Source organism: Marivivens sp. JLT3646, assembly GCF_001908835.1.
GTDB classification, from domain to species: Bacteria; Pseudomonadota; Alphaproteobacteria; order Rhodobacterales; family Rhodobacteraceae; genus Marivivens; species Marivivens geojensis.
Map to the genome: position 1 here is coordinate 128,655 of NZ_CP018573.1, position 24,147 is coordinate 152,801.

26 protein-coding genes and 1 pseudogene are annotated in these 24,147 nt (G+C 53.3%); 12 read left to right on the top strand and 15 right to left on the bottom strand.

Annotated elements, in window-relative coordinates; all coding sequences use genetic code 11:
• Window positions 1-11 precede the first annotated feature (11 nt).
• The 4 genes from BSK21_RS15525 (at window position 12) to BSK21_RS15540 (ending at window position 2,675) form a co-directional block, all read left to right on the top strand.
• Window positions 12-866 (top strand): decaprenyl-phosphate phosphoribosyltransferase, encoded by an 855-nt coding sequence (locus BSK21_RS15525; RefSeq protein WP_067546764.1) that lies wholly within the window; start codon window positions 12-14, stop codon window positions 864-866.
• Complete coding sequence (locus BSK21_RS15530) at window positions 866-1,285, top strand: divergent PAP2 family protein (RefSeq protein ID WP_067546761.1); 420 nt, start codon at window positions 866-868, stop codon at window positions 1,283-1,285. Before BSK21_RS15525 ends, BSK21_RS15530 begins: the two co-directional genes overlap by 1 nt.
• A 283-nt stretch (window positions 1,286-1,568) precedes the next feature.
• Complete coding sequence (locus tag BSK21_RS15535; protein WP_067546758.1) at window positions 1,569-1,877, top strand: hypothetical protein; 309 nt, start codon at window positions 1,569-1,571, stop codon at window positions 1,875-1,877.
• A gap of 216 nt (window positions 1,878-2,093) precedes the next feature.
• A complete protein-coding gene (locus BSK21_RS15540) occupies window positions 2,094-2,675 on the top strand; it encodes a hypothetical protein (RefSeq protein ID WP_067546755.1) in 582 nt (193 codons plus the stop codon).
• Here the strand turns inward: BSK21_RS15540 and BSK21_RS15545 are convergent.
• The 4 genes and pseudogenes from BSK21_RS15545 to BSK21_RS16270 all read right to left on the bottom strand — a co-directional run.
• Entirely contained in the window at window positions 2,644-3,420 is a 777-nt protein-coding gene (locus tag BSK21_RS15545; protein WP_082959370.1) for a LuxR family transcriptional regulator, read from the bottom strand. The two genes, BSK21_RS15540 and BSK21_RS15545, sit on opposite strands and share 32 nt — an antisense overlap.
• Window positions 3,421-3,561: 141 nt before the next feature.
• Window positions 3,562-3,849 carry an H-NS family nucleoid-associated regulatory protein gene (locus tag BSK21_RS15550; protein ID WP_231924699.1) on the bottom strand — a complete coding sequence of 96 codons (288 nt, stop codon included), beginning with the start codon at window positions 3,847-3,849 and terminating at the stop codon, window positions 3,562-3,564.
• A gap of 64 nt (window positions 3,850-3,913) precedes the next feature.
• Window positions 3,914-4,579: a tyrosine-type recombinase/integrase gene (locus BSK21_RS15555; RefSeq protein ID WP_067546746.1), complete on the bottom strand. Its 666-nt coding sequence runs from the start codon at window positions 4,577-4,579 to the stop codon at window positions 3,914-3,916.
• A 3-nt stretch (window positions 4,580-4,582) separates the two neighbouring features.
• Window positions 4,583-4,819: pseudogene (locus BSK21_RS16270) on the bottom strand (site-specific integrase); the annotation flags it as partial.
• A 453-nt stretch (window positions 4,820-5,272) separates the two neighbouring features.
• On the opposite strand from BSK21_RS16270, the gene BSK21_RS15565 reads away from it, so the two are divergent.
• The gene (locus BSK21_RS15565) at window positions 5,273-5,785 is read left to right on the top strand and encodes a hypothetical protein (protein WP_156529518.1); all 513 of its coding nucleotides are present in this window, start codon (window positions 5,273-5,275) and stop codon (window positions 5,783-5,785) included.
• The gene (locus BSK21_RS15570) at window positions 5,785-6,297 is read left to right on the top strand and encodes a hypothetical protein (RefSeq protein WP_067546737.1); all 513 of its coding nucleotides are present in this window, start codon (window positions 5,785-5,787) and stop codon (window positions 6,295-6,297) included. The genes BSK21_RS15565 and BSK21_RS15570 overlap by 1 nt, the downstream gene beginning before the upstream one ends.
• Before the next feature lie 192 nt (window positions 6,298-6,489).
• On the opposite strand, the gene BSK21_RS15575 is transcribed toward BSK21_RS15570, so the two are convergent.
• Window positions 6,490-6,807, bottom strand: coding sequence for a hypothetical protein (locus tag BSK21_RS15575; RefSeq protein WP_156529517.1), 318 nt, complete (start codon window positions 6,805-6,807; stop codon window positions 6,490-6,492).
• 200 nt (window positions 6,808-7,007) lie between these two features.
• On the opposite strand from BSK21_RS15575, the gene BSK21_RS15580 reads away from it, so the two are divergent.
• Window positions 7,008-8,129 carry an aminotransferase class V-fold PLP-dependent enzyme gene (locus BSK21_RS15580; RefSeq protein WP_067546731.1) on the top strand — a complete coding sequence of 374 codons (1,122 nt, stop codon included), beginning with the start codon at window positions 7,008-7,010 and terminating at the stop codon, window positions 8,127-8,129.
• A gap of 3 nt (window positions 8,130-8,132) precedes the next feature.
• On the opposite strand, the gene BSK21_RS15585 is transcribed toward BSK21_RS15580, so the two are convergent.
• Window positions 8,133-8,765 (bottom strand): DsbA family oxidoreductase, encoded by a 633-nt coding sequence (locus BSK21_RS15585; RefSeq protein WP_067546728.1) that lies wholly within the window; start codon window positions 8,763-8,765, stop codon window positions 8,133-8,135.
• Window positions 8,766-8,790: 25 nt separating this feature from the next.
• A complete protein-coding gene (locus BSK21_RS15590) occupies window positions 8,791-9,636 on the bottom strand; it encodes a fumarylacetoacetate hydrolase family protein (protein WP_067546725.1) in 846 nt (281 codons plus the stop codon).
• A gap of 105 nt (window positions 9,637-9,741) precedes the next feature.
• Between BSK21_RS15590 and BSK21_RS15595 the strand changes: the two genes are divergently transcribed.
• Window positions 9,742-10,140, top strand: a complete 399-nt coding sequence (locus BSK21_RS15595; RefSeq protein WP_082959369.1) for a LysR family transcriptional regulator — start codon at window positions 9,742-9,744, stop codon at window positions 10,138-10,140.
• A gap of 158 nt (window positions 10,141-10,298) precedes the next feature.
• Here the strand turns inward: BSK21_RS15595 and BSK21_RS15600 are convergent, their stop codons facing one another.
• Genes BSK21_RS15600 through BSK21_RS15610 form a run of 3 tightly spaced genes read right to left on the bottom strand, consistent with a single transcriptional unit; the run spans window position 10,299 to window position 12,290 of the window.
• Window positions 10,299-10,748 carry an RpiB/LacA/LacB family sugar-phosphate isomerase gene (locus tag BSK21_RS15600; protein WP_067546722.1) on the bottom strand — a complete coding sequence of 150 codons (450 nt, stop codon included), beginning with the start codon at window positions 10,746-10,748 and terminating at the stop codon, window positions 10,299-10,301.
• A gap of 15 nt (window positions 10,749-10,763) precedes the next feature.
• Window positions 10,764-11,525: a triose-phosphate isomerase gene (locus BSK21_RS15605; protein ID WP_074039086.1), complete on the bottom strand. Its 762-nt coding sequence runs from the start codon at window positions 11,523-11,525 to the stop codon at window positions 10,764-10,766.
• A 3-nt stretch (window positions 11,526-11,528) separates the two neighbouring features.
• Window positions 11,529-12,290: a DeoR/GlpR family DNA-binding transcription regulator gene (locus tag BSK21_RS15610; RefSeq protein ID WP_067546719.1), complete on the bottom strand. Its 762-nt coding sequence runs from the start codon at window positions 12,288-12,290 to the stop codon at window positions 11,529-11,531.
• Between the two features lie 172 nt (window positions 12,291-12,462).
• Between BSK21_RS15610 and tkt the strand changes: the two genes are divergently transcribed.
• Window positions 12,463-14,484 carry a transketolase gene (gene tkt, locus BSK21_RS15615; RefSeq protein ID WP_074039087.1) on the top strand — a complete coding sequence of 674 codons (2,022 nt, stop codon included), beginning with the start codon at window positions 12,463-12,465 and terminating at the stop codon, window positions 14,482-14,484.
• Between the two features lie 14 nt (window positions 14,485-14,498).
• Window positions 14,499-15,152, top strand: a complete 654-nt coding sequence (gene fsa / locus BSK21_RS15620; protein ID WP_067546716.1) for a fructose-6-phosphate aldolase — start codon at window positions 14,499-14,501, stop codon at window positions 15,150-15,152.
• A 64-nt stretch (window positions 15,153-15,216) separates the two neighbouring features.
• Here fsa and BSK21_RS15625 read toward each other — a convergent pair whose 3' ends face one another.
• From BSK21_RS15625 to BSK21_RS15645, 5 genes are all read right to left on the bottom strand, one after another.
• Complete coding sequence (locus BSK21_RS15625; RefSeq protein WP_067546713.1) at window positions 15,217-16,170, bottom strand: sugar-binding transcriptional regulator; 954 nt, start codon at window positions 16,168-16,170, stop codon at window positions 15,217-15,219.
• Window positions 16,171-16,191: 21 nt separating this feature from the next.
• Window positions 16,192-17,328: an iron-containing alcohol dehydrogenase gene (locus tag BSK21_RS15630; protein ID WP_067546709.1), complete on the bottom strand. Its 1,137-nt coding sequence runs from the start codon at window positions 17,326-17,328 to the stop codon at window positions 16,192-16,194.
• A gap of 96 nt (window positions 17,329-17,424) precedes the next feature.
• Window positions 17,425-18,357, bottom strand: coding sequence for a sugar phosphate isomerase/epimerase (locus BSK21_RS15635; protein ID WP_067546706.1), 933 nt, complete (start codon window positions 18,355-18,357; stop codon window positions 17,425-17,427).
• Window positions 18,358-19,869, bottom strand: a complete 1,512-nt coding sequence (locus BSK21_RS15640; protein ID WP_067546703.1) for a glycerol-3-phosphate dehydrogenase — start codon at window positions 19,867-19,869, stop codon at window positions 18,358-18,360.
• 30 nt (window positions 19,870-19,899) lie between these two features.
• Entirely contained in the window at window positions 19,900-21,456 is a 1,557-nt protein-coding gene (locus tag BSK21_RS15645; protein ID WP_067546700.1) for an FGGY-family carbohydrate kinase, read from the bottom strand.
• A 470-nt stretch (window positions 21,457-21,926) separates the two neighbouring features.
• On the opposite strand from BSK21_RS15645, the gene BSK21_RS15655 reads away from it, so the two are divergent.
• The gene (locus BSK21_RS15655; protein WP_067546695.1) at window positions 21,927-22,580 is read left to right on the top strand and encodes a DUF2291 family protein; all 654 of its coding nucleotides are present in this window, start codon (window positions 21,927-21,929) and stop codon (window positions 22,578-22,580) included.
• On the top strand, window positions 22,580-24,133 hold the full coding sequence (locus BSK21_RS15660; protein WP_067546692.1) for a sugar ABC transporter ATP-binding protein: 1,554 nt from the start codon (window positions 22,580-22,582) through the stop codon (window positions 24,131-24,133). Before BSK21_RS15655 ends, BSK21_RS15660 begins: the two co-directional genes overlap by 1 nt.
• The last annotated feature ends 14 nt before the right edge of the window (window positions 24,134-24,147 follow it).

Genomic DNA, 24,147 nt, shown 5'->3' on the forward strand with positions numbered 1-24,147 from the left:
GGATTCATATTATGAATACATATTCAGGGCTTTTTAAGCTATTGCGCCCCAAACATTGGATTAAGAATTTGTTTGTTTTGGCGCCGTTGATTTTTTCGGGAATGATGACGGAATTTCCCAAAATTATAGACTGTATGATAGCATCAGTGATGTTTTGTTTAGCTTCGTCAGCAACATATGTTCTGAATGATTTCATAGACATAGATCGTGATCGCCGCCACCCGGTTAAATCCAAAACTCGTCCTTTGGCAGCGGGTCTGGTATCGCAGAAATTCGCTTTATTGCTTCTTGCGTTCTTATATGTTGTTCTGACTTTTGGGTATTTTATTAACGTAGAAGTTTTTATAATAATTGTATTATATTTGTTACTGAATTTCGCCTACACGTTTGTATTAAAGCATATGCCAGTAATCGATATTTTTGTAATAGCCGTTGGTTTTGTGCTGCGGGTGGCTGCGGGCACTACCGCAATCCAATTACCGAGTTCCTCGTGGATGCTAATCACTTCCCTATGTTTGGCTCTTTATCTGGCTGCTATTAAACGGCGACAAGAAATCAGCAATAGCGGTTTAGAAGGACGTAAAGTGTTGGAAACATATTCTGTTTCGCTCATGGATCGGTATGCTTTAATTTCCGCTACTGGTGCTATGATATATTACAGCATGTATGTAATGTCTGTAAAACCTGATTTGGCAGTTACTGTGCCATTTGTTGTTTTCGGTTTGTTCCGATACTGGTATATCGTCGATGTTCTTGACGGTGGCGAATCGCCAACTGATGCTTTGACGTCAGATTGGCAACTATTGTTGACTATTTTTTTATGGGGCTCTGTAAGTATTTTGGTGCTTTGGCCTTCAGTGGGGTGATGATGGACTTGTCTTATACATTTACGCCGTTTTTGACCTGGTTCGTTGCTGGGCTTTTAAAGTTTATTGTAAATAGTTTTAAAGTAAAAAAACTAGCATTCGGTCTTATTGGAAATGGTGGGTTGCCCAGCAATCATAGCGCGATCGTGAGCAGCATAGTTACGCTCGTCGCGCTGAAAGAGGGATTTGACCATCCTAGTTTCGGGGTGGCCATGGCCTTTGGGCTTATTGTATTGCTGGATGCAAATGGTCTACGGCTTCATGTGGGCTATCACGCAGAGGCCATCAATAAATTAACTGCTAGCTTGTCTGACTTTCACAAATTGCGAGAGCGCATGGGGCACACAATAATTGAAATTATTGCCGGTATTATTTTAGGAGCTAGCGTAGCTTTTTGTATGAATATAATTTCGGCTTGAGATTCCTACATGTTGTACTTCAACACAATTAGTGAATTTTAATCATCAGTATATTTTTGTTATTGGGACGTGAAGGCTTATTCTAAGTCGTTTTTATTGAAAGTTACAAAAAATTTTGGTCCTAAATCTTTTAAATTTTGTGATCAGAAGACGCTGCGGATATATACATGCAGTTTATTTTTTTTACATATTTATTTACAAAAGCCAGATCATTTAATTTTGTTTCATTATCTGGCTCATTGCCGATGTCGGGCATTCAATTTTTCGGTGCCGGATGAGGAAAATGCGCTCGGATCGCCCCGATTATCTGCACCTCCACCACGTCATCATGTGGAGCCGAATGATACTCTCGGACGGAAGTATTTCAAAGCAGTTGGCAAACCCACTAGCCACAGCTATCATTCTCCCAATGGCGGCGCTTCCAGTTTTTCTGGGTGTGGTATTCCATCAAAATGATGGCCTATGCTTAGGATCGTTTTTTGGATTTGTGCTGCTCTTTAAGTGTATGCACTCCGGTATTATTAAAGCCTCGCACCTGCGCATGTTTTTTGTGCGCAGACCGAAGAAAAACAGTTTTACCGAAATGAACTAGATTTCTCCTTAAGATTGTTTTTTCGGCTGATTTTGTGATGTAAAGAATACAACTGTTGAAACTCATAAACTTCTTATCATTAGTAACTTGTGGGTTCCGATAAGCCCCGTTATCGGGCATTTACAGCTTATGTCCTCTACCGACTGAGGATTTCCGCAGGTGTGCCCGGGCTTAGTTCTGCCTAATCATGGATAGAGATTAGGCGGATGGTTATCAATGAAACGGCTTGAACTAACCTTAAAGACGGTTTCACCTGAACTAAGCGTTTTCGCTGCTTATGTGGTAGCCTTTGCCGTGATGCAGTACATTACGCGCCCCATACAGGACGCTTTCATTGCTCCGACATTAGTCGGTGCCCTCTTGTTTCTGCCCCATGGAGTTCGAGTTATCGGAGTTTGGCTGTTCGGGTATCGCTCGATTCTTCCGCTCGTGCTCGGTGAAGTCTTTGGCATGTACTTCCTGGCGACCTTGCATCTTCCCTTGGGTGTCATTCTTCAGGGTGCTGTGGTCGGTGGAGTTTCCTGCTTCATAGCCTTCGAAGTTTTCAGTTTAGCCGGCCAAAATTCATATTTTGAGGGTGGAACTCAGACCGTGACATGGCGGATGCTAATATTGCTCGCTGGCGTTGGCTCAGTCTTTAATTCTATTGGCCATATTGTTGCCTATCGCGCGGCATTCTCATTCGATGATGATATTGAGCAATTACTAGGGTTCTTGCTGGGCGATCTAGGTGGGACTGTCGTCCTCCTCTTAGCTATGGTCTTTGTTAACCGTTCGTTCCGGCAGCTGAAAATTTAGCAAATTCAGACAGAACCCGTTCTTCACTGTCTTGGTCGACGTGAAGTTGGTTTAGGAACGAGAGTTTTGCGACAGCTTGCGCCGTGGTTAACACGTCGAGTGCGTTCCGAGCCGATTTCAAATGTTTCTCGAAGGTTGAGTTTGTAACGCCAAGAATAATTGATATTTCCTGGCCCGTTTTTCCGCTCGCTACCCAGCGTAAAATTTCACGCTGTTTGGCCGTGAGCCTCCCCTCACTTGAGGGGAAGGGTAGGGACCTGGCTTTGAGATCAAAGGCGTTCCAGATGGCCTCCAGGTCTTGTCTGTGTGAATTCCAGATGAAGTCTACGTCGTGCTGGGTCGTTCCCTGTCTTGAGCAAATTGATGCAACTGACTTTTGACCTGCTAACGCATTGGGAAAACTAGCGGTATATCCGGCCGTCACTCCAAACCGAGTATTAGCCTCGAGGAGTTCGTTTGAATTGGCCAATATGTTCTTTGGCAAATTAAATAGGGTGGACCAGCTTACGAAGCCGGTGTTTTCAAAAGACCAAAGGAAAAACGGCGAACGCTTGAACAGTCCCGTCCGAATAAAGAAGTCAAAATATTCCGGGTCGTGGTTGCTGAGGACCATGTAGTCGGCTTCATCGCCCAGGTTTTTCCCGACAGTGAAGTGGCTGCGGCCGTACATCAGGCGAGTGAAGCCGTAACTCGCCATCGCCTCACATAACTTATCCCAGGCACTGTTGAGTGTATGGGCAGTCATTATGGCATTCAAAATGCCGAGTGTGTTTGTTGGTTTCACGGTCTACCGATCCAAATATGCCGCTTTGTGCGACACTCTTCTCAGACCTAGAGTTATTAGAAAATTCGGCCCCTCGTAAAGATACCAAGGGGCCGTATAAGATTAAAGTTCGAGGTCTTTCAGGCTCTTGCCTGAGGCGAGTGCGGCCTCAATCCATTTTGGTTTGCGGCCACGGCCCGTCCAAGTGAGCTCTGCGTTTTCCGGGTGTGCATATTTTGGCGCTACTTTGGACGCCCGTCTCGTCTTGCTCTCGCCAAGGACCTCTTCCAGGCTAAACCCAAAAGACCGGGCCGCTGCAACGGCGGCCGCGCGTGCCTCCGCCTTCTGGCGTTTCTTGTAGTCAAAAATTGCGATGGCTACTTTATCTTGAAGATCTTTAAGTTCGTTCAAGGTCGATTTTATCGAGGATCATGATTTTCTCCTTAATTTAATTTCTGTTAAATCTATTTAAATTTTATTTCCAGACATTTTGTGATGCATTTTCCAAATAGCGCGCAAGAACAGCAACAGTTTTCCACCCACCTGCACGCATAATCGCAACCGTATCGTATCCGCGCTGTAGGAGTTCTTGTGCGGCTCCTACTCGGAGCGAGTGACCTTTAAACTCACTTACAGTGGCTTGGTCATAGCCGGTTCTTTTCGCTGCATTTTTTATTATTCTCTTAACCGTCGTTGGACTTAAATCTCTATTAATGGGTTTATTTTTATATATGGGGCAGAATAGCCAAAATATATCAGGTCCGCGCCACTCAATCCACGCCTTGAGTTTTTCGGCGGTTTCTTTGGATGTGTAACCAATTCTGCCCATTCCAAAGGGATCGGATTTCCCACGTCGTATAACGACCTTAAGTGTCCCATCAGATTGGAAAGTAACGTCTTCGGTCGTGAGTGATATCAATTCCATACGTCTTGTGAGGAGTTCATACCCCAGGGCCAGCATTGCGCTGTTTCTCAAGCCAATTGGCGTATCCGGTTCAGTTGCTATAAAACTCCTCAGATCGTCGGCAGTGATGCCGCGTGCCTGTCTGGGCCTCGCTAATTTTGCGCGCCTAACCCGCCTGAAAGCTATGTTGACCGCCTCGTCTGCCGTCGGATCGGGAAGCCTGAAGAGTTTGTGCATTTTGCGGATGGCGTAGAGGCGCCGCTTCACCGTCGAGATGGACTTGGTCTGTCCAACATGCGCGATGTATTCGCAGAGGACGTCCGTATCTGTGGGGAAGGGCTCCTCACCATTGGCGAGACACCAGTCGACAAAGGCCTCTAGGTCGGCGTAATATGCGCGTATCGTGCCTGGTGCATATGCGCCGTGTAGCCGTTGGATTTCGGTACGCCAATTGGAAGGTGATGAATGTTCGCTAATGTGTCACAATTTATGCCACTAAAATGACGATTGCAACAGGTTCTCAACTGCGTGCTGCGAGAAACGCGTTATGTTGGTCGATAGAACGCTTGGCTGACCTTTCCGGAGTTTCGATGCGTACCCTAATCAGGTACGAGGCAACAAATGATGTGCCATCTAGCCGTAGTGGTAACCTTGAAACAATTGTCAAAACTCTTGAAGCCGCGGGCATCGAATTCATCGGCTCGCCGGACGACGCCCCAGGCATCCGCATCCACAGTGTCAAATGAGTAACACCACATAACGGAATTTTTCCTACAAACTACACAAGATTTAGTCTGGACGCGACCCCACACCTCTTGCCACCCTTAGGCGATCGACAGCCAAATGGGTGACCAAATGCCTAATTCCTCCAAGCCGACTTCCGTCTTCCAAACTTTCCGAAAGTGGGAGCTCCTGCCTCCTCGGGTTCCTATGCCAGATGAGTTGCATGGGTCTTTCGACAAACTCCTTGAAGCCCTAGCCGAGGCCTTTTCGCCAGCGACGGATTATGAACATCTCCTCATCGCGCAATTGGCGCACGTCGAGTGGGACATTCAGCGCCACGCCTCAATGCGCGACGCGTCCATCAGGGGCAGGCTGTTTCACGAGGTAATAGACGCCTTTACGGGGCAGAAGACGTCTAACTTTGAGGAGCTGTCCCGCGAGGCGAAGCCTCGCACGCACCTGCCCGACGTCGAATTGGCGACCAAAACAGCCCGCGATTTGCTTTCGGGTAATAAGGCGGAGGTCGCGCGAGCCAAGAAGGTGCTAGCGGGTCGCGACATTGACCTGCAAATCTTACTGTCTCGCGCGCACCTCAACGCCTCGGGCTACGGTATGCACGACGAGAAGGTCATAAAGCTCACGGGCCAGCGCCGCCGCATGCTGGAAGATTTTCAGCGTATCGTGAGTGCGCGCAAGGCTAATGAGCACGAGCCTGCGTGATGGCAACCCAGGCCCAAATTTCTGCGAACCGCCGCAACGCGTTAAAGTCGACTGGCCCGAGGACGGATCGGGGCAGGGCGACGTCATCGCAAAACGCGAGACGCCACGGGCTGCGCGGTGACGTCGGAGACGCGCTCCTGATCGAATTTCTGGGAGTTGTGCTACGGAGTTTCGGTTGGGAGGAGGGTAACATCCCTGCCTCAGCGCTCAACCTCGCAGGGGCCGAGGCTAGGCGCTTCCTTGTCGCGCGTGCCTCACAGGACGTCCAGTCCGAGATGCAGTCGCAGTCGCAACTTCAAGTGCAGCTTATGGCACTCATGCGAGAGATGCTTGCTGACGGGCGCAGCATGGAGGTCTTCGACGTCGCCCTCAGACACATTAGCCTGACGGAGGAGCGCGTCCTGCGCCGAGATTTGGCCGAGCGCTACCTGTCTGAGGCAGAAGCTGATGTCTCTCGCAAGAGGCGCGCCCTCGCAGATGAACTGGCCTCAGATTGCTCGGGTTCTCATTAGTTGGGGCCTAGGAGAGGCAAGACTGGCGATCAGTTTCGCGTGGCTTGGCGCCCAATTGGGCATTTAAGATTGCATCCGATCAGAGTTTACCGCCGTGCTTAACTCAGTAATCCATCACCCTGCCGACTGTGCCGGACGTCCATCGGCTCAAAATCCCCAAACGAACCCAATTTCAACTTATTGGAGAAATGCTCAATATCTGGACCGCCGCTCCCTCGCGCGTGTCCTGCGGCGCCCTACAAATTCGAGGTGCTTGACGAGGATAAAGACGAGCCCGAGGTGGTATGGAACCGTGCCGAGGAAAATCGGCCAGGCATATCCCCAACCCCCAAAAATCCAGGCGATGACGGCGACGGGGAAGGACCCCACAAAGGAGATCATGGCCATCATAAAGATAGGCAGGCCATTTGCCCCCTCAATGCCGCCGCGAATGGCGCCGAGGTCCATGAGGTAGCCACTTATGATCAGCAGGAGGGAGAGCCCGAAGGCAATTTCAAGGAAGAGTGTCAATTTCAGGAACCGCGTTGAGTATGGCGAGACGCTAGACCCAAGTCGCATCCCCAGACAGTGGCGCAAGAGGATAGGTCCGAAAATCCCCCTAAATGCCCGATAACGTGAGCTCTCAGCCTATAAGTCACAGCCAAAGTGCCGCGCCCCCTTGCCACTGGCCCGCAAGGTCCCATACCTTCTGCGCAATATAGGAGGCACTTATGGCACATACCCACGTAGATCCCGATGGCTTGATGGAATTCTCGGTGGTCTTTACCGATCGGTCGCTCAATCACATGTCGGCGGTGTTTCAGCAGGTCATGCGGGACATTTCCGGCATGCTCAAGGATGTCTACAAGGCCGATCAGGTGGCCCTCGTGCCGGGTGGCGGGACCTACGGCATGGAGGCCGTGGCGCGTCAGTTTGGAGCGGGCGCACATGCGCTGATCGTGCGTAATGGATGGTTCTCTTATCGTTGGACCCAGATTTTCGACGCGGGCCAATTCACCGCGAAAACGACCGTGTTCAAGGCACGTCAGGCGGGGAATGAAACCCGCGCGCCTTTTGCACCTGCACCGATAGAAGAGGTAACTCAAGCGATCCGCGATGCGCGTCCAGATGTGGTTTTTGCGCCCCATGTGGAGACGAGCGCGGGGATTATCCTGCCAGATGACTACATCACGCAATTGGCGGCAGCCGCGCATGAGGTTGGGGCGCTGATGGTCCTTGATTGTATCGCCTCGGGCTGTGTTTGGGTCGACATGGCGGCGACGGGTGTCGATGTGTTGATCTCGGCCCCGCAAAAGGGCTGGTCGGCTTCGCCGTCGGCTGGCTTGGTCATGATGTCGAACCGCGCGAAGGAGCGGTTGGATGCGACCACGTCGAACTCCTTTGCCATCGATCTCAAGAAATGGTCTTCCATCATGGAAGCTTATGAAAATGGTGGTCATGCCTATCACGCGACCATGCCGACAGATGCGCTTCGGGCGTTTCGCGACACCATGCTTGAGACCCGCGACTATGGCTTTGAAAAACTGCGTGACGCTCAATGGGAATTGGGGAATGCGGTTCGCGATATGCTGCGCGAAAAGGGGATCAAATCTGTTGCGGCGGACGGCTTTGGCGCGCCCGGTGTGGTGGTGAGCTACACCGACGATCCAGACATTCAGAACGGCAAGAAATTCGCCGCCCTCGGCATGCAGATTGCGGCAGGTGTGCCGCTGCAGTGTGACGAGCCGGCAGATTTCCGCACCTTCCGTTTGGGCCTCTTTGGTCTGGACAAACTCTACGACGTGTCAGGTACAGCTGAACGTCTGCGGGGTGTGGTCAATCAGGTGCTCTAACCCTCAGGTTTGAGCCGCGATTTGGTCGATGATTGAGATCCAAGTTTCGGGCGGTTGTGCGCCCGAAACAACATGTTGGTTCAAGACGATAAATGTCGGCACAGAACTCACGCCCAATTTGCGAACATGGCTATCGCGTGCGCGGGTTTCTGTGAGATCGTGATCGCTGTCGAGATTGTCTATAACCTCTGCCCGATCCAGTCCGCTGGCCTCTGCAATATCGGCCAAAATCGCGTGGTCCCCAATGTTTTTCCCCGCTACAAAATAAGCGTCAAAGAGCCTATCCACGACCTCAGTTTGGCAGCCTTTTTGACCAGCCCAGTGGATGAGCCGATGGGCGTCTATCGTGTTGGGTGTCGTCTTGATGCTGTCAAAATTTATTGACAGTCCTGCCTTGGCGGCGGCTTGAACGACGGGCGCATAGGCGCGTGTTGCGCCCTCGGGTCCGCCGAATTTTGTCTCGAGATAGGCACGGCGATCCATGCCTTCGGGTGGCATTGTGGGGTTCAATTGAAACGGATGCCATTCGATCACGAACCCATGGTCAGGACGTTTCGCCAAGGCACGATCAAGGTGGGTCTTGCCGATATAGCACCATGGGCAAATCGGGTCCGAAATCACGTCTAGCTTGACCATCTTAGTTGTCCCTTAAGGCTCGATGTTACTGCGCGTTTGTCGCCTGTTGCCATTGACGACCAAGGCCTTCGACCTCCAGCTCCATCACATCGCCTTCAACAAGGAACCGCTGTGGTTTCATACCCATGCCGACGCCTGATGGGGTACCAGTGGCGATAATATCGCCGGGCAGAAGCATCATGAACTGGCTCATATAGGATACGATTTCAGCGACGCCAAAGATCATGTCCGAGGTATTTGAATCTTGCACAGTCGCGCCGTTGAGCGAAAGCGATAGCGATAGGTTCTGCGGATCAGGTACCTCGTCCGCAGTCACAAGATAGGGGCCAACCGGGCCAAAGCTTGGCGCGGATTTACCTTTGATCCATTGGCCACCCTTTTCGATTTGAAACGCGCGTTCCGACACGTCGTTTACGGTGCAGTAGCCCGCTACATAGGACAGTGCATCAGCCTCTGAGACGTAAGATGCCGCCTTGCCAATCACCACGCCCAATTCGACTTCCCAATCGGTCTTCGTCGACTGGCGCGGGATGATGACAGGATCAAACGGGCCCGAAAGCGCTGATGAGGCCTTGCTAAAAATGATTGGTTCTTTGGGGGCGTCCATGCCCGCCTCAGCGGCATGTTTGGCGTAGTTTAGTCCAATACAATAAAAGTTTGGAACCGAGGCGAGGCAGGCCCCGATACGATCAGGGTTCTCGATAACGGGCAGAGTGCTGAGATCAATAGCACGGATCGCGTTCAACGCTTCAAAACCTACCGATGGTCCCGCGAAATCGGATACATGCCTGCTTAGATCGCGGATCGTGCCTTTGTCGTCCAGAATGGCGGGTTTTTCTTGTCCAACCGGACCGACACGCAGAAGTTTCATGGGTATCTCCTCTTTCTTGGCCGGAACCATATCAGTTTGATCTGGAATTCAAACTACGAAGCGCGAGGCTATTCAGCGTTGTCAAATTCAATTAGATCAATCGTTATGGCACATGATCTGAACCTTAATGCGACGAATTATTTCGAAGCCGTGGCACGTCTAGGTGGTGTATCTAAAGCGGCTGAAGAATTGGGTGTCTCACTTTCGGCTGTGAGCCCGCAGATTAGGCAGATCGAACAGCAGTTTAGGGTACGCCTGTTCCGCCGGGAAAAGCGGCGGCTTTTGTTGACCCTCGATGGGGAACGCCTATTCCAAACGACAACCCAAGCCTTTCGGATGATGCGCGACGTGCGGTCTGCAATTCAGCGGCAGCGGGAAAACCGCCATTGCATCATGCGAGTGTCACCGTCTTTTGCGGTATGGTGGCTGGGCCCTCGGATCAAACAGCTCATGGATGTTGCCCCAAACTGGGATTTGCGGATCGACGCGGCGCCTGACCTCTAGGACTTTGAGAGTGAGGCTGCTTAGCCGGTCCGCTGCCAAACTAATTGTTTGCTAAGGATTACTAAGACGTGTGAGCGGTTAAACTTAACAAAATACACATACGTTTTAGTTCAGGCTTTTCTCGGCTCTACAAAGTCACAATAAACGTCTGCTGCAAATCAGCCCTTATTGTATTTCGCATCAACTGCGTTGATCGCATCGACGTTGCTTGCCGATTTGCCTTCTGGATCGAAAGACGCCGAGAGGAATGCCTCTGCGATGTCTTTCGCCAGTTCTGCACCGATCACGCGTGCACCCATGGTGATGATTTGCGCGTTGTTTGATGTTGCGGCCTTCCCAGCGGAATAGGTGTCGTGGGTTTGTGCTGCGCGGATGCCTGGCACTTTGTTCGCCGCGAGGCAAACGCCGATGCCAGTGCCGCAGCACAGGATGGCACGGTCAAATTCGCCAGCTACAACCTGGGAAGCGACGTGGTCGGACAGGTTGGCGTAGAATTCACCAGCGGCCGACATCGGCACAAAGGTAACTTCGTATTTTGCTGCCAAGTGGTCAGCGAGGGTTCTTGCGAGGCCTTCACCAGCGCTATCGCCTGCGAGTGCTACTTTCATGGTTTTCTCCTAGAGTCAGATTTTAGCGCCGCATTTTGCGAGGATGTCGAGGTAACCCTCAACTCTCCACGCGGAACGACCAATAAAGAGGCCGTCGATATGCGGGCATTGGATGAGTTCTTCACAGTTCTTAGGATTGACCGAGCCACCGTAGAGACAAGGAACTTTGCGGCCTAAAACCTCTTCGGACACAGCGATGATCTCTGCCTGACGTGCGTCGGCATAATCAGACGTTGCAGGGATGCCGTTCACGCCAATCGCCCAAACGGGCTCATAGGCCAGCAGGATCGGCGCGGATTTCTGGTCGTCAGTCAGATCACTAAGTGCGCCGCGCACTTGCGCTTCGATGACTTCTTGGGCGCGCCCTGCTTCGCGTTCTGCAAGTGTTTCACCAATGCAGATCAACGGGATCAAACCATGACGAACTGCGGCTTCAGTCTTGCGGCCGACGGTTTCGTCGGTTTCGCCGAAATGTTCACGACGTTCAGAGTGACCGAGTTCAACAATATCAAGGTTACAGTCTTTGAGCATGAGGGGCGACACTTCGCCCGTCCACGCGCCACCGTCTGCCCAGTGCATGTTCTGTGCGCCGACTTTGACCGAGGTATCTTCGAGGATCTGCTTGACCTCACGCACGTTGGTGAAAGACGGGATAACAAATCGCTGGATGCGATCATCACTTGCCGCATCTGCTTCGACGAGGGCCTTTGCAAAAACCTTGGCCTCGGCCAAGGTTTTGTTCATTTTCCAGCTGGTTCCAATCCAGAATTGGGCCATAGGTTAGTCCTTTGCGTTCAGAATTTCGATGCCCGCCTCACGAAGCGGTGCAGCATGTTGAAGGTCTAGATCCAGCGTAACGACAGTATCGAACGCGGTCATATCAGAGAGGTGATGCAGGGCTGTGCGGCCAAATTTTTTACCGTCAGCTAGTAGGACAACTTTAGCCCCAGCATCGATCATCGCCCTTTTGCAGCGTGTGACGCTTTCATCCATGTGATAGCAGGTCAGACCATTGACGGCGGGTGTTGATAGAAAGGCGATGTCGACCTGTAGGCGAGATAGGCTCTCTTCGGTCATCATCCCAAAAAAACCGTTGAACTTGCAACTGTAAGTACCGCCAAGTGCGATCAAGTTCACACCTTGCACATCGGTCAGTGTGTTAATCGCAGCCAAATTGTTAGTTATCACAGTCAATGGGCGAATGTTAACAATCGCGTCCGCCATAAGGCCAGCCGTTGTACCGTCATTGATCAGGACAGTCATACCCGGTTCGATCAGGCTCGCCGCTTTATCCGCAACCGCCCGTTTCACGTCGACGTTTTGCAGGGCACGGTAACGGTAGTCCGCTTCGAATTGGGTGCCGGATTCAATGGTGGCACCGCCACGAATTTTACGTAGAAGCCCCAAGTTTTCAAGATCATCAAGATCGCGGTGGATCGTCATTTTCGACACATCAAACCGCTGCGCCAGATCGTCTAGATCAACGGCACCTAACTGGACCAATAAGTCCATGATTGCTTGTCTGCGTTCTTCGCGTTTCAAACGAAACTCCTCCGGTTCACACGTCGACCACCTGTTTAAAGCAGTTGCGCGCGATGTGATAGTTCTAACAGCCGAGCAACATTTTACAACAAAAATTTTGTGATTTTGTGATTTTATATTGTGATTTTTGCGAGGCATCGTTACGACACGCCCCAACAGGAGGACCAATTCGATGCCAAAAGATTCGAACCATGTTGACTTCGTTGCTGCCAAAGCTGCGCTTGATCCCGAACATTTCGCTCTCGCCAATTGTATCCGCGCTCTATCGATTGACGCGGTAAACGCTGCAAATTCGGGCCACCCAGGTGCGCCGATGGGCATGGCTGATGCGGCGACTGTCCTGTTTCGCAATCACCTAAAGTTCGACGCAAAAAACCCTGATTGGGCGGATCGCGACCGACTGGTTCTTTCGAATGGCCATGCTTCGATGCTGCTCTATTCCGTGCTGCATCTGAGCGGCTATGAGGACATGACCATCGATCAAATCCGTAACTTCCGTCAAATGGGCGCGAAGACAGCAGGTCACCCGGAGTTCGGTCACGCCAAAGGGATCGAAACCACAACGGGTCCGTTGGGGCAGGGCATTGCAGCGGCTGTTGGTATGGCGATTGCAGAAAAGGCGCTGGCCGAAGAGTTCGGCTCTGACCTCGTTGATCACAACACTTACGTTTTTCTGGGTGACGGTTGCCTTCAAGAAGGCATTGGCCAGGAAGCGATCAGCCTCGCAGGTCACCTTGGCCTCGGCAAACTCGTCGTCCTATATGATGACAACGAGATCACTATTGATGGTGCGACTTCCGTGTCGTTCTCCGAAGACGTTCCAGCTCGCCTCGCGGCTTGCGGTTGGCACGTTCAATCCTGTGATGGGCATAACGCGGCCGAACTAGATGCTGCGATCAATGCGGCGAAAGCCGTCACAGACAAACCCTCTCTGATCGCGATGAAAACCGTGATTGGTTTTGGATCTCCGAATAAAGCGGGAACCTCCTCCTCCCATGGTTCCCCGCTTGGAGCGGACGAAGGCCAGCTGGCGAAAGATACGCTTGGCTGGTCTTCGGCCCCGTTCGAAATTCCGGCCGACTTATCGGCCCAATGGGCGGCCATCGGCACCCGTGGCGCGGCTGCACGTGAAGCATGGGAAGCCCGTGTTTCTGCATCCGAACATGCCGCAGAGTTCACCCGTCGTATGTCCGGTGAAATGCCTGCAGCCCTCGATGTCGCTATCGCCAATGCCCGCGCCGCGCTCTTTGCTGACCCGAAAAAGGTTGCGACCCGTAAGGCGAGCCAGATGGCGTTGGAAGTTCTGACACCTGTCCTGCCTGAAATGATCGGTGGCTCGGCTGACTTAACTGGCTCTAACCTGACACGCGTTCCTGCGGTCGATAGCCAATTTACCCGCGAAAAAGCAGGCCGATACATTGGGTATGGCATTCGTGAATTCGCAATGGGTGCAGCGATGAACGGAATGAACAACCACGGCAGCCTGATGCCGTATGGCGGCACGTTCATGGTATTCTCGGACTATGTTCGCAACGCGATCCGCCTGTCTGCTCTGATGGAAGTTGGCACCATCTATGTGATGACACACGACTCCATCGGTCTTGGTGAGGATGGTCCCACCCACCAGCCGGTCGAGCATCTGGCTTCGCTGCGTGCTATGCCTAACCTCTTTGTCTTCCGTCCTGCAGATGTCATCGAAACGCTCGAATGTTGGGAAATTGCTGCGAAGTCGCGTAAGACGCCGTCGCTCCTCGCGCTGTCGCGTCAGAACGTTCCTCAGCTACGTTTTTCGGAGACAGGCGAGAACCTATCGGCCAAAGGTGCCTATGTCATTAGTCACTTTGGCGAAGGCCGCGACTTGACGATCCTTGCCACCGGCACCGAGGTCGAGATTGCAGTTGCCGCCGCAGAACGTCTGCACGCGGACGGTAAATCGGTTGCTGTAGTTTCGATGCCTAGCTGGGAATTGTTCGACGCGCAATCTGCAGACTATCGAGCAGAGGTTCTGGGAACCGCGCCCCGCATCGCAATTGAGGCGGCCGCAAAGTTCGGTTGGACACGCTATGTCGCCTCCGAGGACGACGTGATGGGCATGACCACCTTTGGTGCCTCTGCCCCGATTGAGGACCTTTATAAAAAATTCGGCATCACCGCTGATGCCATCGTCGCCCGTGCGAACGTGCTTTTGGGTTAATTAGGGAAAACAAAATGAAATTCTTCGTCGATACCGCTGTTGTTGCCGACATCAAAGAACTCAACGATTACGGCCTATTGGATGGTGTGACCACAAATCCGTCGCTGATTGCGAAATCTGGCCGTGACTTCAAAGAAGTCATCGCTGAAATCTGTTCCTTCGTGGACGGCCCTGTTTCGGCAGAAGTCGCTGCGATGGACTACGATGGCATGGTTGCCGAAGGTGACCACCTCGCTCAGATCGCTGAAAACGTTGTTATCAAACTGCCGCTGACGCTAGATGGGCTGAAGGCTTGCCGTTACTTCAGCAACAAAGGCATCAAGACCAACGTGACCCTGTGCTTTAGCGCGAACCAGGCTCTGTTGGCTGCTAAAGCGGGCGCAACTTATATCTCGCCTTTTGTCGGCCGGCTGGACGATATCAATATCGATGGCATGGACCTGATCCGCGACATCCGTGAAATCTACGACAACTACGGTTTCGCGACGGAAATCCTCGCGGCGTCTATCCGCACTGCGAACCATGTTAAGGACGCTGCATTGGCTGGTGCTGATGTGTCGACCATCCCGCCGTCTGTTATCAAATCGCTAGCGAACCACGTTCTGACTGACAAAGGTCTCGAACAGTTCGCAAAGGATTGGGCCGCAACTGGCCAGAAAATCCTCTAAGGAACACCCGACACGACTCTCTCTCTTCGTGTGTTGGGTTACGGCGGCCTTCGGGCCGCCGTCTCTATTTCAGGAGCTCGCGTGCTGTTCGTTCGTCGGTGATAAGACCAGACAGTCGACCAGACCGCAGAACCGCACGTAGGGCTTTGACCTTATTCGGTCCGCCCGCCAAGGCAACAATGCGGTCCGTCCGACCTTTCTCCATCGAAACGGCTAGAGTGCGCGACGTCAGTGGCGTTTCCAGCACCGACCCGTCATCTGCAAAGAAGTGGCCGAGCATTTCGCCCGCGGCACCTGCTTCTTTGATCTGCGCGATCTCGGAGGGTTCAATCATGCCAGAGTTTACGAGCTGCGTATCGACCTCAGCCGTGCCGATCCCAACGATCTTCAACGTAGAATTTTCGGCCAGTTCAAAGACTTCTTTCACACCATTTTGGGACAACAGAACCTGACGATCCTCTTCGGTGTTGGCAAAGAACGGCACGGGCATCACATAGGCCTGCGCGTTCGTTTTTTCCGCCAAAAGGTGCATAACGTCGTGAGGGTTGGCTGAGAAGTTACGGGTCAAACCGCCCAAGAGGGACACGAACCGCAGCCCTTGAGTTTCGAAATGCGGCATCGCGCGGACGGATGCGGCCAGTGTTCTACCGTGGCCGACGCCGATTGTGGTGTGTTTGCCAGCCTCTAGCCATCGGCGCAAACGACCCGCGCCCGCCATGGCCAGTGCTCGAAATGGAACGCCTTCTTCGCTGAGGTCAGGGGCAATCTCACAGCTTTGTAGACTGTATTTTTCGATCAGTTGTTCTTCGAGCTCGATGCATTCGACGATGTCACCATCAATGCTGACTTTAACTGCGCCTTCTGCGACCGCTTTCGCGATGAGGCGGTGTGCTTTAACTGAGGGTACGCCAAGTTTTTTTGCGACGGCTGATTGGGTTAATCCGCCCACGTAGTGGAGCCATGCTGCACGAATAGCGAGGCTATGCTCACCGTCTTGACCTTGCCGCTCACGCGCCATGTTATCCTCTCCAGTTGACGCTTAACGCGCCTTTTCCATTATTTCCGCCAGATGCGCAGTCGTCAGCTCAACGGGATTGGCTTTCATCGATGACGATGTTGCGGCGTCTTGTGCGGCTTGATGGCGGTCCTCCTCTGACACGCCAAGTGCATCCAACCCAAATAGTCCGTTGGACTTAGACCATTGTTCTAGTTTTTCAAAAGCTATTTCACTGTCGCAATTTAACGAGGCAGCAATCCACTGTCTGACTTCGGTGATCCGTGTTTGACCGCCGCTCTGCGTTTCATTCATGGTTAAGCCGTGCGGCAGAAGTGCTCCGCAGATGGCGCCGTGCGCGGCATTCGACAAACCACCCAAAGGACCAGCCAATCCATGCACCACGCCAAGCCCTGCATTGGCGAGGGCAATCCCACCATAGAGGCTCGTCAGGGCCAGATCATCTCTCGCGTTTGGGTCCTCACCCTCCATCAAACGAACAAGCGCCTTCATCCCGCGTGGAATTGCGTCACGGCAGAGGGCATCCGTCATAGGGTTCGCGCGGCTGCAAATGTAGGGCTCAATCACCTGCGTCACAGCATCAAGGCCAGAGGCCAGAGTGATTGGCTTGGGGCAATTATCGGTGAGTGCAGGATCAATAATCGCAAGCCGAGGCAGCATCCGAGTGTCGCGCAGCGAGACCTTGCGCCGATGTGACGGGACATTGATCACGGCGTTCCGCGTCGCCTCGGCACCCGTTCCCGCAGTCGTTGGTATTGCGACAAAGGGCAGGGGGTGCGTCTCGAGTGGTAGGCCTTTGCCCACAACCTCGAGGTAATCCATCATGTCGCCTTTTGCAGGGACCAGTGCTGCGACTGCCTTGCCTGCATCAATTGCGGCACCGCCGCCTACGGCGGTGACAACGTCACAGCCATCAGCTGCCAAAATCCCAGCGGCGATCAGGTCAACGTCAGGCTCCTTGGTAACTGAAAAGACCGTCGTCGCGATCCCACGGGAGTTTAGACCATCAATCAACCATCCCGCACGATCAGGCGTAGCGCCCGTCACGACTAGTGCATGTCGGCTAAGGGTCGCGATCCGCCCAATCGACCCAAACGCTGTTCCCCTGCCGAAAGTGATCTCGGATGCGGTGGCAAAGCCGAATGTTGAGAGTGTCGTCATATGAATGTCTTGCCCCGCGGATTGTTTGCAGGATTAATGGCGGCATCACGCCATGCGAGCAAGTCGCGCTTTGTCGTTGAGGTGCCGCCAGTGGTCTTAGACATTCAGATACTGTTCGCCGGTATCAAGGTGAGGCGCCCAAAATGCGATGCTTTCGGCAATCTGGGGAATGACTTGTCGATCGTTCGGTTCCCGCTCTTTGAAAGAAAGTTCTAGGCAAATTTCGTTATTGACCGCGCCGCCTTCGGCCAGAGCCTTCAGGAGCGGTTCAGGCTGGATCGCACCTTTCGCATTGAACTCAGCGGTAAAGGGGCGATGGCCTGACTTATCCATCATCGACTGTTTGATATGAATGATCGGGCTGACCTTTGGCACAGCGCGCGCCCAAGCATAGGGGTCCGTGTCGTCAGGGTTAGACGATGTGACGTCGCCGTGGTCGATATCGGCCATCATCCACATCGGAATGGCCATATCAGCGGCTGTCAGACGGTCTTGTAGTTTCATGCACTCAGCAATCGTTTCGCCAAATTCGCGACCCACAGACATGGGTTCCCAATAAACGTAATCGAGACCCGCGCCTTTGGCGTGTTCAGCGACTTCGGCCCAGCAATCAATCGCGATCTGGATCAGGTCCTCGCGGCGTTGAGGGTCGTCAAAGTCTTTGAAGGTAAAAATCGCGAACTGAGTGCCGACTGATTTGCCGCCCAGATCGCCGATGATGTCGGCAAAGGTTTTGAACCAGTCGACGTAGTAACGGCGCACATCCGCATCGGGGTGGCCAAAGTGGTTTAGACGACCATAGGGACCCGTCATGCCCGACGCGCAGCGGACACCGGTGCGCTGACAGGCGCGGTCCATTTCGCGGGTCAGGCGGCGAATGACGGGCGCGGGCCAGCTCGGGTTGATGAACTCATGCGTGAGCTGAAGGTCACGGATGCGTAAGTCCCGTGCAGTCGTTTCAATGAGGTCCTTCGGTTCAGCGAAACGGTTTACCAACGGATTGGTATTGAGAGAGAGTGAGAGAGCCATTTACGCTGCCTCGACAGCTACAGTGGTGAACCATTCCGCAAAAGCAGCTTCTTCTGCTTCGCTCAGGTCCAGACGATGTTTGGTGCGGCGCCATGTTATATCCTCAGCCGTCAGCGCCCATTCGTGCGCAACGAGATAACGGGCCTCGGCCTCAAAAAGCGTTCCGCCAAAGTGACGACCCAGACCATCTAGAGAGGTCGCTGAGCCAACAATCATCGCGGTCCGCGTGCCATATCGACGACCATAGTATTCACGCAAGGCGCGCGGCATCCATGGGTAGTCGACCTTTAGTTTCTGGCGGAACTGATCGTAATCGGCGTCTTTCATATCCCCTCCAGGGAGCGTGGCATTAGCGGTCCAATCACCTTTGATATTTGGAAAGAACTTGGCAATTTGATGCATTCCGCGCTCTGCAAGTTCACGGAATGTGGTGATTTTGCCACCAAAGATATTCAGGAGCGGCGCACCTCCCGTGGTGTCGAGGTCGAACACGTAGTCACGTGTGACAGCAGAAGGGTTGCCTTTGCCGTCGTCAAAGAGCGGGCGAACGCCAGAGAATGTCTCGATCACGTCATCTTTGGTCAGCTTTTCCTTGAAGTAACGGTTCACGGCATTCAGCAGATATTCGACTTCACCGTCATCACACGTCACGTCTTCGGCGCGGCCTTCGTAGGAAATGTCGGTGGTGCCGATCAACGCTTTGTCCCCCTCATAGGGGTTGATAAAGATCACACGCTTATCATGGTTCTGGACGAGGTAGCAGTTCGGACCGTCCCAGAATTTCTTTGTGATAATGTGGGATCCCTTCACCAAGCGAACATTGCGGGTGGAGTTCGATCCAGCAACGCGGGTCAGAACATCCGTCACCCAAGGGCCAGCGGCGTTCACCAGAACCTTTGCGCGATAGTCACGTTTTTCGCCTGTGATCGTATTCTGCGTGGTGACAATCCATTGACCGTTTTCACGACGCGCAGAGACAGCGGGCGAACGGGTTAGGACGGTTGCACCACGTTCGGCGGCATCGACTGCGTTAAGTACAACGAGACGTGCATCATCTACCCAGCAGTCAGAGTATTCGAAACCACGGGTGTATTGATCCAGCAACGGTGCACCTTCGGGATCGCGACGCAGGTTCAGCATGCGGGTACCCGGGAGCTTCTGACGACCGCCGAGGTGGTCATAAAGGAACAGGCCAAGGCGTACCAACCAGGCAGGACGGTCTTGCGGAGAGTGCGGCAGAACAAAGCGTAGTGGCCAGATGATATGCGGTGCCGCGTTCATCAAAACTTCACGTTCGATCAGGGCTTCGCGGACCAACCGGAATTCGTAATATTCAAGGTAGCGCAAACCACCGTGCACCAACTTGCCCGAACGGGACGAGGTACCTTCGGCGAGATCGTCTTTTTCGCAGAGAACAACGCTCAGCCCGCGCCCCGCTGCGTCACGAGCGATACCGGCACCGTTAATGCCACCACCGATCACGAACAGATCTACATCTTGAATTGCCGTCATTGTCTTGCCTTTCGTGTGTCAGCGCAGGCCCTATTGGGCGGGCTGCGTAAACCGTCCCCAAACAGGCGCGAGCGCGACCCGTGTCTGGCGATAGGTTTCAAATAAAGTGTCGTATGCTTGGACCAGTTTCGGGTCCGGTTGTTCTGCCACCCCAAGAAGAGGCGTTGTCCATTCTGCGATGCAGTCTTCCATCGTGTCGTAAGCACCAATCGCGACCGCAGCCATCATCGCGCAGCCTGCGGCACCTGCTTCGTCGCGGTTAGAAACGCGCACAGAAGTATTTAGTGCCCCGGCCAAAACTGCGCGGAGCGCAGCAGAACGTGCAGCACCGCCCGTCAACCGCAGCTCGGTCGGCATCTCGCCCATCGCAGAATAGCAATCGCGGGCTGCCATGCCCAAACCTTCGATCACGGCCCGAACGATGTCCGCAAAACGGTGATTTGTATTCAGGCCGATGAGGCTTGCGCGGGCGTTGGCATCCACGAATGGGCCACGTTCGCCAGATTCGGAAATGTAAGGGTGATAGACCAGCGCACCAATTTCGGACTTTTGCATCCAGCCATCGATTTTGGCCACGAGTTCCGCATGCGTCGGGCGATCGCCCATTTCCGCAATCAGGTCTTCGGCGACTTGTAGCGCCCAATCGAGGTTGAGCGTCGCTGCCATATTGGTTTGAACTTGTGTCACGCGATCTGGGACGGGCAGGCAAATCACATAGCCTGTGCGGTTGTCGTTTAGGTGCACATCGGCCTTATCAACCGACCGCATGTGAACGCCCGTCGATCCGACGGTGGAACATGCCGGCCCTGTTTCTCCTGTATGAACTCCCGCACCGAGAGCGGTCATCACCATATCAACATAGCCGAGCGAAATTGGTGTGCCTTCCAGCAACCCTGTCGCAGCAGCCGCTTCACCAGTCAGCGGGTGAGTGATCGTAGTGCCGTCGATTATTTGCGGAAGAAGGTGACGGCGATGCGTTAATCCAAGCGCCTCTATCACCGAGTCGCTAAAGTCTCGTGTGCGAAAATCGCCAAAGGTAAAGCTCGCCTCTGATGGATCGGTTGCCCGCACGCCGGTGAGATTGAAGTAGAGCCAATCTTTACAGTGCAGCGCGGTTGCAGCCTTGTCCAAAATCTCAGGATGATGACGATCCATGTGTGCAAGTTGTGCACCCTGCTGACAGGTGTTCAGACCTGTTCCCGTCGCTGCAAATCGTGCCTGATCGGTGTCTTTTGCGGACAATTCAGCCACCGTTGGTGCAGCGCGGGCATCAAGCCACAGCCATGCGTCACAAACGGGCTTGCCCTCCGCATCAATGAGCCAAGTTCCATCACCCTGCGCCGTCACACCGACAGCGCCAACACGTTCGGTAAAGTTCTCAATCTTATCAGTGAGGCCACGCAAAGCAGCAGCACAGTCGTCCCATGTTTGGGACAAAGACTGGGTCGCGGCACCGTCGGCACCCATTGTATATTTGTTACGGACAGAAGACGCGTTCAGCTGAACACCCTTGCGATCAAAAGCCACCGCTTTGATCACAGAAGTCCCAGCATCGATCCCGACAATAATGTCTTTGGTTACAGTCACGTCATTTCCTCCCAGAGCACGTTTCGCGGTTTGATTCGTGACCCGCGCTCCCCTTGTCTTTTGCCAACGTCAGAGCCCTTTCCAGACACTATCTGGTGGGCGTCTCCCGCAAAGGGTCACCGCGATTTCACGTCGCTTTGGCATATGATCCTCTGCAGTCTGAATAGCACAGGAAATTTTCATTGTGTGATTTTTTTTGCAGACAACGTAATTTTTTTCACTTATGGTCAATTCAACTTCGAGACGCCAATGCTGCTCGAACGCCAAGTTTTGCTGGGAGAATCGAAGGAGGCTCGACCCAGTGGGCAAAATGGGGAGGAGTGGCTCGCGACGCTGAATCGCGATCACTTCCTAACGTTAGAAATGTCAGGACGCCGACCATGGATGGCCTGAATGCTGCACCTCGTTGGTGCTGATGGACTGAGACTAAGCGGCAGGAATTCCTGTCCGATATACGAGGGCACTGAAGAATGGCGAACGCCGGTACAACACGTCAGACAAAAAATCGCACCAACCGTATGAAGTGGGTGCTACCGCTGTGTGTCGTGACCGTTGTTGGCGCAATCGCATGGGACACAACGGTCGTTCGGATTGGTTCTGATCAAGACTCTCGTCAGGCCGGATTCAATCCCGATGCATATGGTGTTGAGAACTTCCCGCGCATTCGCGACCTCATTGTTGACCGTGCACCCGACGCTGTTGCCCTCGCTGATGCGCTGGCCGCTGACAAGGCAGGCGCAATTGCTGAATTCGGCACGCCGACTGCTATCGGCGGCATCGTTGCGGTGAAGCTCACGGGCGTTGTGGGTGAAGGTCGTAACGGCGTTTACGAAGTTTTAGTCGACGGTATGCCCGAAGGCACAAAAATCCGCATTCAGAGCGGCCCCGCAATCAACGGTACTGATCTGCGCGACTTCCCAGGTGATATCAACTTTGGTCAGTTCACCAATCAAATCGAATTTCAGGATGCCGGCTCTGGACTGAACCGCGCGATGTCGTCGGCAACCCTCGTTGATTTGGATCGTGACACGTTGATGGGCAAAACCATCGAGGTCACAGGCGTCTTTACTCTGATCAACCCGAAAAACTGGCTGATCACGCCCGTTTCGTTCGAGGTGAAGTAATGCAGCACCCAAGCCCAGTAGATATCCCGCAGTCAAAGCCAGACAACATTGAAGTCGTTCTTGCGGCGCGCAATGTGGCGAAATCCTTTGGTGCGGTTCAAGCCCTGAAAGGTGTGAACTTTGACGTCCACCGTGGACAGGTGACAACTCTCTTCGGTGAGAACGGCGCGGGCAAATCGACCCTGATGAAAATTCTGTCGGGCGTTCAAAAGCCGACGACGGGTGAAATCATCCTTGATGGTAAAGCGGTTGAGCTGAACTCGACCACCGAAGCGCAAGAAATGGGGATTTGCATCATTCACCAAGAGCTGTCGCTCGCTCCCAACATGACCGTGCGCGACAACATCTTTATGGGCCGCGAAATTATGGGGGCCTTTGGCGTCGACTACGCCGAAGAGGAGCGCCAGACACGTATCCTGATGGAAGAATTGGAAGAGGACATTGATCCTCTGGCAAAGGTCGAAGACCTACGCCTTGGCCAGCAGCAGATCGTTGAGATTGCACGCGCCCTTTCCGTTGACGCTCGCATCCTGATCATGGACGAACCGACGTCTGCGCTATCAGCCTCCGAAGTTGAGGTTCTGTTCAAGGTCATCCACGACCTAAAGGCCCGCGGCGTTTCGATCGTTTACATCTCTCACCACCTAGAAGAAGCGCTGACCATTACTGACCACGCTGTCGTTCTGCGTGATGGCAATATGACTGCATATGCACCTCGGGCTGAGATCGATCTGGAATGGATCGTGGTGAACATGGTCGGTGAGAACTTTGACCTCGGCACACCGCCAGTGGGCTATGACTTTGGCACTCCGGCCCTGACCATCGAAAACCTGACGGTGCCGACGTCGAGCGGCAAAGGCATCGCTGTCGATAGTCTCAACATCGAAGTCAAAGCGGGCGAGATCGTTTGTATCTACGGTCTGATGGGCGCTGGCCGCACGGAACTGTTGGAGTGTGCCGCTGGCCGTTTGAAAAACACCGCAGGGCGCGTGCTCTTGCACGGTGACAATGTGTCAGGCCTTACGATTGCGGAACGCATCAATGAAGGTCTGGTTCTCGTGCCCGAGGATCGTCAGCGCGATGGTCTGGTTCAAACCATGACCGTTGGTCGCAATCTGTCACTCGCCTCAATCGCGAATTTTACAAAGCGGTTGTTCACCTCGGTGTCTGACGAAAACCAAATCATCGTAGACTCCATTCGTGATGTGACCGTGAAGACTGATGGTCCAAACGCTGCGATTGGATCGCTGTCGGGCGGCAACCAGCAAAAGGTTGTCATCGGCAAGATGCTCGTCACCAACCCGTCGGTCATTCTGCTCGATGAACCCAGCCGAGGTATTGATATCGGCGCCAAGGCAGAAGTTTTCAAGCTTCTGGCTGACCGCGCCAAAGAGGGCCTAGCCGTTCTCTATACGACGTCTGAAGTTAGCGAATGTTTGTCTATTGCACACCGTATCATCGTGATGCGGCGCGGACAGATTTCGGCTGAATTCACCCACGATACAACAAAAGAAGCAATCATGGCTGCCTCAGGCGAGTCATTGGTCGCCTGATAGACTGCAAGGAG

Excerpts from the sequence above, each read along its gene's own strand:
- BSK21_RS15595 (WP_082959369.1), top strand. The coding sequence starts at position 9,742 with ATGGCACATGATCTGAACCTTAATGCGACGAATTATTTCGAAGCCGTG.
- BSK21_RS15530 (WP_067546761.1), top strand. The coding sequence starts at position 866 with ATGATGGACTTGTCTTATACATTTACGCCGTTTTTGACCTGGTTCGTT.
- BSK21_RS15585 (WP_067546728.1), bottom strand. The coding sequence starts at position 8,765 with ATGGTCAAGCTAGACGTGATTTCGGACCCGATTTGCCCATGGTGCTAT.
- BSK21_RS15600 (WP_067546722.1), bottom strand. The coding sequence starts at position 10,748 with ATGAAAGTAGCACTCGCAGGCGATAGCGCTGGTGAAGGCCTCGCAAGA.
- BSK21_RS15630 (WP_067546709.1), bottom strand. The coding sequence starts at position 17,328 with ATGACGACACTCTCAACATTCGGCTTTGCCACCGCATCCGAGATCACT.
- BSK21_RS15540 (WP_067546755.1), top strand. The coding sequence starts at position 2,094 with ATGAAACGGCTTGAACTAACCTTAAAGACGGTTTCACCTGAACTAAGC.
- BSK21_RS15570 (WP_067546737.1), top strand. The coding sequence starts at position 5,785 with ATGGCAACCCAGGCCCAAATTTCTGCGAACCGCCGCAACGCGTTAAAG.
- BSK21_RS15625 (WP_067546713.1), bottom strand. The coding sequence starts at position 16,170 with ATGGCGCGTGAGCGGCAAGGTCAAGACGGTGAGCATAGCCTCGCTATT.
- BSK21_RS15545 (WP_082959370.1), bottom strand. The coding sequence starts at position 3,420 with ATGACTGCCCATACACTCAACAGTGCCTGGGATAAGTTATGTGAGGCG.
- BSK21_RS15590 (WP_067546725.1), bottom strand. The coding sequence starts at position 9,636 with ATGAAACTTCTGCGTGTCGGTCCGGTTGGACAAGAAAAACCCGCCATT.
- BSK21_RS15605 (WP_074039086.1), bottom strand. The coding sequence starts at position 11,525 with ATGGCCCAATTCTGGATTGGAACCAGCTGGAAAATGAACAAAACCTTG.
- BSK21_RS15525 (WP_067546764.1), top strand. The coding sequence starts at position 12 with ATGAATACATATTCAGGGCTTTTTAAGCTATTGCGCCCCAAACATTGG.
- BSK21_RS15565 (WP_156529518.1), top strand. The coding sequence starts at position 5,273 with ATGCCAGATGAGTTGCATGGGTCTTTCGACAAACTCCTTGAAGCCCTA.
- BSK21_RS15660 (WP_067546692.1), top strand. The coding sequence starts at position 22,580 with ATGCAGCACCCAAGCCCAGTAGATATCCCGCAGTCAAAGCCAGACAAC.
- tkt (WP_074039087.1), top strand. The coding sequence starts at position 12,463 with ATGCCAAAAGATTCGAACCATGTTGACTTCGTTGCTGCCAAAGCTGCG.
- BSK21_RS15635 (WP_067546706.1), bottom strand. The coding sequence starts at position 18,357 with ATGGCTCTCTCACTCTCTCTCAATACCAATCCGTTGGTAAACCGTTTC.
- BSK21_RS15555 (WP_067546746.1), bottom strand. The coding sequence starts at position 4,579 with ATGCACAAACTCTTCAGGCTTCCCGATCCGACGGCAGACGAGGCGGTC.
- BSK21_RS15640 (WP_067546703.1), bottom strand. The coding sequence starts at position 19,869 with ATGACGGCAATTCAAGATGTAGATCTGTTCGTGATCGGTGGTGGCATT.
- fsa (WP_067546716.1), top strand. The coding sequence starts at position 14,499 with ATGAAATTCTTCGTCGATACCGCTGTTGTTGCCGACATCAAAGAACTC.
- BSK21_RS15535 (WP_067546758.1), top strand. The coding sequence starts at position 1,569 with ATGCGCTCGGATCGCCCCGATTATCTGCACCTCCACCACGTCATCATG.
- BSK21_RS15580 (WP_067546731.1), top strand. The coding sequence starts at position 7,008 with ATGGCACATACCCACGTAGATCCCGATGGCTTGATGGAATTCTCGGTG.
- BSK21_RS15655 (WP_067546695.1), top strand. The coding sequence starts at position 21,927 with ATGGCGAACGCCGGTACAACACGTCAGACAAAAAATCGCACCAACCGT.